Source organism: Pseudomonas sp. P4_C3 (genome assembly GCF_056402075.1).
The window spans coordinates 22,562-29,682 of sequence record NZ_JBFUIC010000044.1 but is presented as its reverse complement, the minus strand read 5'-3'; the positions used below and the strand labels follow the sequence as shown (position 1 = coordinate 29,682).

General features: G+C 61.7%; 6 protein-coding genes. 3 read left to right on the top strand and 3 right to left on the bottom strand.

Translation table 11 applies throughout. From position 1 onward, the window contains the following. The 3 genes from AC1DVH_RS10765 to AC1DVH_RS10755 all read left to right on the top strand — a co-directional run. A partial coding sequence (locus tag AC1DVH_RS10765; protein WP_477753780.1) for an oligosaccharide flippase family protein occupies positions 1-1,104 on the top strand: 1,104 nt, incomplete at its 5' end. Positions 1,105-1,134: 30 nt separating this feature from the next. Then, positions 1,135-2,187, top strand: a complete 1,053-nt coding sequence (galE, locus tag AC1DVH_RS10760; RefSeq protein WP_477753779.1) for a UDP-glucose 4-epimerase GalE — start codon at positions 1,135-1,137, stop codon at positions 2,185-2,187. 39 nt (positions 2,188-2,226) lie between these two features. After that, on the top strand, positions 2,227-3,702 hold the full coding sequence (locus tag AC1DVH_RS10755) for a family 16 glycosylhydrolase (protein WP_477753778.1): 1,476 nt from the start codon (positions 2,227-2,229) through the stop codon (positions 3,700-3,702). 50 nt (positions 3,703-3,752) lie between these two features. On the opposite strand, the gene AC1DVH_RS10750 is transcribed toward AC1DVH_RS10755, so the two are convergent. The 3 genes from AC1DVH_RS10750 to AC1DVH_RS10740 form a co-directional block, all read right to left on the bottom strand. Further along, entirely contained in the window at positions 3,753-5,363 is a 1,611-nt protein-coding gene (locus tag AC1DVH_RS10750) for a mechanosensitive ion channel family protein (RefSeq protein WP_477753777.1), read from the bottom strand. A gap of 256 nt (positions 5,364-5,619) precedes the next feature. Beyond that, positions 5,620-6,075 (bottom strand): hypothetical protein, encoded by a 456-nt coding sequence (locus AC1DVH_RS10745; protein ID WP_477753776.1) that lies wholly within the window; start codon positions 6,073-6,075, stop codon positions 5,620-5,622. Positions 6,076-6,337: 262 nt separating this feature from the next. Beyond that, the gene (locus AC1DVH_RS10740) at positions 6,338-7,048 is read right to left on the bottom strand and encodes an NAD(P)H-dependent oxidoreductase (RefSeq protein WP_477753775.1); all 711 of its coding nucleotides are present in this window, start codon (positions 7,046-7,048) and stop codon (positions 6,338-6,340) included. Between the last annotated feature and the right edge of the window lie 73 nt (positions 7,049-7,121).

Genomic DNA, 7,121 nt, shown 5'->3' with positions numbered 1-7,121 from the left:
CTGCAATGGATGATGGCGGTGGCCTCGGTAAAGATTCTGTTCACCATGATAGCGCGTGTGTATGTCGTGGAAATGCGCCGCACCAGCAACTTCAAGAGGCTGGCGTCGCGTACGTTGCTGGGGAAAATCGTCGGCGGCGTCGGCGGGATTGTCGTGGCGCTCTGGGGGTTCGGCCCGTGGGCGGTGATCGCCCAGGCGCTGATCATGGAGTTTGTCTGCGTCGTGGTGCTGATGAACGGGGACCGGYGGCGCATCGCTTTGTACATTGACGGGCCTTTCCTGCGGGAACTGCTCAAGACCGGAACCCCGGTGGCGATCAATGCGCTGAGCGCACAAACCCTGCAACGTGGCGTCAACGTGGTGCTGGGCATGACCGCCGGGGCCCATGCGGTGGGCATGTTCAACCTGGCCATGCGCATCATCGATCTGCCGCGCTCGGCGATCTACAACGGACTGATGAGCTATGCCTTGCCGGTGTTCGCCCGGCGCAGCAGCGACCCGCCGCGACTGATCGGGATCATCAGCGACTCGACGGTGATCAGCGGTTTTCTGCTCACGCCGTTTTTCCTGGGGATTGCGCTGACGGCCGAGGATATCGTCCTGTTGATCTTCGGCGCCAAATGGGCCGACGCCATTCCCATGCTGCAAGTGCTGGCGATCACCGCAGCCATCGGCAACCTTGCCATGTACGCCACCACGGCGCTGGTGGCGGTCAACCACACCCGCGTCACCCTCAAGGCCGAGGTGAGCACCGCCCTGCTCGCCCTCGGGCTGGTTTATATGCTGGGCCCGACCTGCGGCGGCATGGGCGCTGCACTGGCCTTGCTGGTGCGCATGCTGCTCATCACGCCGTTGCAAATTCGCGGACTGAACACCGCCATCGGTTACGGCTGGGGCGTGTTCATCGAGTCCGGTTACCGCAGCGTGATCGCCTCGCTGGTCATGGCGGTTGTGGTGCTGACCGCTTCTGCGCACCTGGCCTTGCAAGGCGTCTTGCACCTGGCCTGCAACATCGCCATCGGTGCCCTGACCTATGCGCTGGCCTATAGCGTGTTGCACCCGCGCTGGCCGCAGGAATTCAAGTTGGTTTTCACCGCCCGCTGACCCTGACTTCTTGAAACAGGAACRCCCAAAATGCCTAAAACCACGCTGATCACGGGCGGGGCCGGCTACATAGGCTCCCACACCGCGCTGACCCTCATCGACGCCGGCCAACATGTGCTGGTGCTGGATAACCTGTGCAACAGTTGCCACGAGTCCATCGAGCGCCTGGAGCACCTGGCCCATGCCCGGGTCCGCTTCATTGAAGGCGACATCCGCGATACGGCCTTGCTCGAAAGCCTCTTCAGCCAATACGAAATTGACGCGGTGGTGCATTTTGCCGGCCTCAAGTCCGTGGCCAACAGCGTGTGTCATCCCCTGGAGTATTACGCCAACAACGTAGTGGGCACCCTTAACCTGTGTGAGGTCATGGCGCGCTTCAATGTGTTCAAACTGGTGTTCAGTTCCTCGGCGACGGTCTACGGCGAACCGGCGCACACGCCCATCGTCGAGGCTTCGGGCACCGGCATTCCGGCCAGCCCCTATGGTCGCTCAAAGCTCATGGTCGAGCAGTTGCTCACTGACCTTGCCCTCTCCGAACCGCGCTGGAGCATCGCCCTGTTGCGCTACTTCAACCCGATTGGCGCCCACCAAAGCGGCCTGATCGGCGAAGACCCCAACGGTCGGCCGAATAACCTGTTGCCCTGCCTGACCCAAGTGGCGATTGGCCGAATCCCCGAGCTGACGGTGTTTGGCAATGACTACCCCACCGTCGACGGCACCTGCGTGCGGGACTACATCCACGTGGTCGACCTCGCCGAAGGGCATCTCAAGGCCTTGCAGGTGCTGCACGGTGCTGGCGGCATTCACATCTGGAACCTCGGCACCGGGATCGGCTATAGCGTGCTGCAGATGATCCACAGTTTCGAAGACGTCACCGGCGTCAGCATTCCGTTCCAGATCGCCCCGCGCCGGGCCGGCGATATTGCCCAGTGCTGGGCCGATGCCAGCAAGGCCCGGCACGACCTGGGCTGGTGCGCCCGGCGTGACCTCGCGCAGATGATCCAGGACAGCTGGCGTTGGCAATTGAGCAATCCCTACGGCTACCGCCCCGCTGTCGAGTTGTCGGCCGCCTTTGCCAGGTGACCGGCGCGTCACTCCTCCACGCTCTTTCAGGGGGCTCACATGCTCAGGGAATGCTGGCTGGTTTTGCTGCTGGCCGCGATGGCCTGTTGTGCCCAGGCAACGCCAGCGCGTCCGGCGACCAATGGCCTGGTCCTGTGGCTGGACGGCGCGGATCGGTCAACGATGTCCCTCGATCGGCAAAACCGGGTCCTGCGCTGGCACGACAAGTCGGGCAAGTCCAACCATGCGAGCGTCGACAACCCGAACGCCACGTCACTGCCGCTGCGCGTCGACAGCGCGCTCAACGGCAACGCCGTGGTGCGTTTCAGTGGCGTTTCGGCATTCGTCGGCAAACAAATTCGTGTGGCAAAGGGCCCGGCCACGGTGTTTCTGGTGTCCYGCCGGCTGCCCGAACAGGCCGGCGGCGACACCTGGCAGCGCCAGTTCAGCTCGCGCCCGCGGCTTGCCGATAACGACAACGTGGCGCCGAACTTTGCACTCAGCGTGGAGAAGAGCACAGCCTTCGCGCCAACCCTGGATTTTCTGGAACTCCATGATGTGCCCATCGGCCCCTATGCCGTGGCGCGCAACGTGGTGGGTACCACCGAAGTCTTGCGTGGCGACATCGCTGAAGTGCTGGTTTACGACCGCCCGCTGATCACTCAGAAAGAGCGCCGGGAGGTGTTCGAATACCTGGCGAACAAATGGGCGGTGACCATCCCCGGCCAAGCGGATGTCTGGACCCGGGCGGGCCCACTGGGCCCGGTGCCTCAGCAAACCCATGCCAGCCTGCCGCTGTCGGATCAGGCCAATGCCGGGCGTTGGGTGCTGGACGCGCAACTGTCCGACGACTTCAACGGCAACACCCTTGACCGTGATCGCTGGTACGTCAACAACGCCACGGGCAGCGACTCGCTGGGGCGCAAACCGGCCCTGTTCATGCCGGAAAATGCCAGCGTCGACAACGGCAATCTCGACATCGTGTTCCGCAAGCAAACCTTGCCGCAGAAGTACACGAAACTGGGCTTCAAGGATTACAGCTCGGCGATGGTGCATACCAATGAGCGGAGGTTGTACGGTTACTACGAGGCCCGGGCCAAACCGATGAATTCCGCCGGTTCCAGCGCATTCTGGCTGGCCTGGACGGGRCTGCCCGAAAACGCCACCGAAATCGATATCTTCGAAATCGGCGGCAAAACCGGAAACGGCGCTTTCGACCGACTGTACAACATGAACGCCCATGTATGGGCCACGCCGCAAAGCAGCGAACATCTGGCCAATGGCAGCACCTGGACCGCGCCCTGGCGCTTGGCCAGCACCTTTCATGTCTACGGGTTCGACTGGCAACCCGACACCCTGCGCTGGTACGTCGATGGCGTGCTGGTCAGGGAATCGAAAAACACCCACTGGCACTTCCCGATGCAAGTCGTGTTTGACAGTGAGGCCTTCTGGAAATGGTTCGGCGTCGTGGACGACGCTGACCTGCCCTCCACCTTCACAATCGATTACTTAAAGGTATGGCACCGAGGCCAGTAACCGGCGCTGATGTGTGCCTTTGCTCCCGCAGTACGCCCTTCCAGGCGGAATCAGGATTCCTTCGATTTTTGCGCAGGAGCCGGGTACCACTTGTCCCTGGGCACCCACTTTTCCTGTTGCGGATCGCCCAGGTAGTGCGGCGACATGATCTGCACGCCGTACTCGTTGAATACATCCTGGATGTTGGCGTGCAGCATGCTCAGCAGCACCGCTCGCGGCCGAGGCTGGCTGGGAATGGCCTGGGCCACCAGCCGGTATTCCGGGTAGAAGTCCGACAATGCCGTCTGGAACACCTGGGCCGGCGGCACTTCGAGAATCCCCGGCGTGCGTTTTGCGGCCTCCAGCAACATCGCCTCCACCTGCCGCCACGGCGTGTCGTAGCCGATGGTCACGACGGTGTCGACCACGTAGCCAGGGCCTTGCACTACACGCGAGTAGTTCTTGGTGACGGTGCCGGTGATCATCGAATTGGGCAGGGTCAGCACCTCGCCCAGGCCGGTGCGAATGCTGGTGGTAAACATGCCCAGTTCGGTAACCGTGCCTTCGTAGTCGCCAATGCGCACAAATTCGCCGGGGCGCAGGGTACGGGTGTAGGTCAGGATCAACCCCGCCGCCGCCTGGCCAACCACGCTGGTGGCGCCCAGGGAAATCATCAGGCCGATCAGGACCGACAAGCCTTTGAATGCATCGGTGCCGGCACCCGGCAGGTACGGATAGGCCATGGCCAGGGCAAACAGCCAGATCGCCAGGGACGTCAGGCGTTGGGTCGGTTGCAGGGTTTCATGGTTCAGCCAGCTGACGGTTCCCGGTGCAGCCATGCGCCGCAGTATCCGCCGCATGAACGCGGTTGCGCCGCGGGCGATAAAGAAGATCGCCAGCGCCACGCCCAGCCCGGGTATGGCACCGACGATCCCTTGCAGCAGATAGCCGCCGAGTTCCAACAGATAGTTATTCAGGCTTTCGCCCCAGGGACGGGTATAGGGAAAGCGTGACAGGACAAAGCCCAGCCACTCGTACGTAAACAGCGCGACGACGATCCAGCGCACCAGCTCCAGCAGGCGGCTGACCAAGGGATACAGGTAATTGGCGTCGACCAGCGGAACTTTTCCGACTTTCAGGGCCTGGGTGTGCCGATGCATCAGTTCGGGCAGTTTCTTCAGCACTCTGCGCCGCAAAAACATCATGCCGTACAGCAGAGCGATGTAAATGYCGGTGGCGAGCAACGCGGCGACTACGGAACGCAGGATCAATTGCAAGCTACGGGCTTCCCGGGATTCGGCCACGACCTGGCGCAGCCTGTCAGCCGCGGCTTCCGCGGCCTGCTGTACCGAGTCGTATTCGGTCTCGTCGAAGTCCTTGGGCGAAACGATAAAGGCGCGCCGGCTACCCAGCAGCACCATGTAGCTTTTCATGATCGGGTCGAGGGTGACATTGAGGTCGTCGGCGTCATCCAGCGCCTCACCGATCACCACTTTCGCCCGTTTGACCCGCGAGGCCGGGGCTTCACCGAGGATGGTCGCGCGAAATACCATGATGCTGCGGTTGGCCACTTTCAATTCGACGGGAGCATCAACCGCTTTAGGTGCATCCTCGGCCCACAGTTGCACCGACCAAAACATCCCGAAAACAGTAACCATTACAGCGAGCAGCCTGCTCCGCATGTGTCGGATCCTTACGTCACAAAATTCAGATCGAGGGTACGTATCGCAGCGTAGTTCACCGATGAACGGTTGTCAGATTAGAGCTACAGGCAGTTTCCTTATCCGCCTGCTTCCTTGAAACAGCGAGCTCGGGGATCCTGTAGGAGCGAGCTTGCTCGCGATAAACCGGAGAGCACCGCGGGGCACCTGCCAACCAGCGTTATCGTTGACGACCATCGCGAGCAAGCTCGCTCCTACAGTGTGTTCCGTACCTGACTCAAGGGTTGACCTGATAACCCTTGCCCTGCAAACAGCTGCTGTAGGCCGACGCGGTATTCGTCTGGGTGGTTTTCGCATCCGCCCGGCGTTCCTGGCGTTGACGTGAACCACCGACCACAGCGCCGGCCGCTGCCGTCGACTTGGCGCGGTTCTGGCGATAGTCCTGTTTCGTGTCATCGTCGACGCGGTCATAAGCCTCGTCATGCTGATTGCCGCGTACCTGGGCAGCCGTTGCGCCAGCGGCGGCCCCCACAGCGGCACCCTTGACCCTCCCGCCGGAAGGCGTGGAAGCCGTCGAGGCGCTTTGGCTGGCGGCGATGCTGTTGCATTCGTTGATGTCGGCCTGGGTTTGTTGCGAACTTTGCCCTTTCATCGGAACCACCGATTGCGCCCATCCCGGGGCACTGAGAACCGACAAGGCAAGGCACAGACTGATGGGTGACAACCTTTTCATGATGACCTCCGACAGGCTTGCCACAACGGGCAAGCCTTTGGGTCGACTGGCGGCGGCAAGCGACGCCATGCGTCGCCTGCCGATCGGGTGGAGCAACTGAAAAGTGTAGTTCAATGGCTCCGCTGAGAAGGACTTCCGAACAAGCGGTGGGTGTTGTGTAGGAGTGAGCCTGCTCGCGATGGCGGTCGACCAGCCAGCATCTATGTTGGGAGTCCTTGCGCCATCGCGAGCAGGCTCGCTCCCACAGGGGTTGGGGTGTTAGTCAGGCATTGGTGGTCAGTGGATAGAGCTTGTCATCAAACTGCGCCAACTTCGGAAACACCAACGGCTGATCATCACTCAGATGCTGCAGCCGCTGGCCGTAATCAACCAGAAATTGCTGGCGCGCTTCGTCGCTGATGTACGGCACATGCCAGGCCACGAACGGTTCCAGCACATCGAACCCGACGTAAGCCAGGGTGCCACGCAGGATCGGCCGCAGCATGTCCTCTAGCGGGCCATGAATCGCGCCTTCGCCGAACATGTGTTCGCGCCCGCCCAGGGTCACGGTCACCAGTGCCTTCTTCCCAGCCAATCCGCCCTGATCGTAAAAGCGTTTGCCGCCGTAGCAGATGCCGGACACCAGCACCCGGTCGATCCAGCCCTTGAGCATCGCCGGGGTGGAGAACCAGAAGATCGGGAAGTTGAGGATCAGCAGGTCGGCCCACAGCAGTTTGTCCAGCTCGGCCTGGATGTCCGGCGCCAGCGACTGGCTCTTCACGCCCAGGCGTTGTTCCAGGGCATAGACCAGGTACTCGGGGTTTTCCCGATTCGAGAAGTCTGCGTCACTGGCCACCGGGTTCCAGTTCATTTTGTACAGGTCGCTGACCTGCACCTCGTGGCCCTGGGCTTCGAGGGTGGCGACAGCCTGGTCCCGCAGGGCGGCGGTGAAGGATTGCGGTTCCGGGTGAGCGTGGACGATCAGTACTTTCATGGTGGTTCCTTAGACTTTTTCCGGCGTATCGGTTGAAGGTGTGGAGTCGCAACATCGTGGGTGATGAACAGTT

What these genes read in the sequence shown, in the direction of transcription:
- galE (WP_477753779.1), top strand. Translation starts at nt 1,135, where the DNA reads ATGCCTAAAACCACGCTGATCACGGGCGGGGCCGGCTACATAGGCTCC.
- AC1DVH_RS10745 (WP_477753776.1), bottom strand. Translation starts at nt 6,075, where the DNA reads ATGAAAAGGTTGTCACCCATCAGTCTGTGCCTTGCCTTGTCGGTTCTC.
- AC1DVH_RS10740 (WP_477753775.1), bottom strand. Translation starts at nt 7,048, where the DNA reads ATGAAAGTACTGATCGTCCACGCTCACCCGGAACCGCAATCCTTCACC.